This window comes from Novosphingobium sp. BW1, from assembly GCF_008107685.1.
Taxonomy (GTDB): Bacteria; Pseudomonadota; Alphaproteobacteria; order Sphingomonadales; family Sphingomonadaceae; genus Novosphingobium.
In genome coordinates this window covers 1-449 of the sequence record NZ_VIRF01000067.1, presented here as the reverse complement: position 1 = coordinate 449, position 449 = coordinate 1, and the positions used below count along the sequence as shown (strand labels likewise).

General features: G+C 55.5%; 1 protein-coding gene. It reads right to left on the bottom strand.

The window, feature by feature from the left end:
* Positions 1–113: 113 nt before the first annotated feature.
* Positions 114–449: phosphoribosylaminoimidazolesuccinocarboxamide synthase (locus FMM79_RS09985; protein WP_305778395.1), on the bottom strand; the 336-nt coding region annotated here is incomplete at its 5' end.

Below are 449 nucleotides of genomic sequence, written 5' to 3'. Positions count from 1 at the left end.
CTCATTCCCTGTTATGTATCAATAGCAGAGATCGTAGGCGGTTCAGCGCAGGATTACCACAGGAAACAGCAAGAGACGCCAGAAGATGAGGCCATCTTCTGGCGGCGGGCGGGTTAGTCGAGCTTAACGCCCAGGCGGTGAGCCACTTCTTCGTAGGCTTCGAGCAGGCCGCCAAGGCTCTGGCGGAAGCGGTCTTTGTCCATTTTATCGAGGGTGTTTTTATCCCACAGGCGGCTGCCGTCCGGCGAAAACTCGTCGCCCAGCACCACTTCGCCTTTGAACAGACCAAACTCCAGCTTAAAGTCCACCAGAATCAGACCGGCGTCATCGAACAGTTTTTTCAGCACGTCGTTGGCTTTGTAGGTCAGCTCGCGCATCCGCGCCAGATTCTCTTTACTCACCCAGCCGAAGGTTTCGCAGTAGGAGTCGTTGACCATCGGATCGTGCAT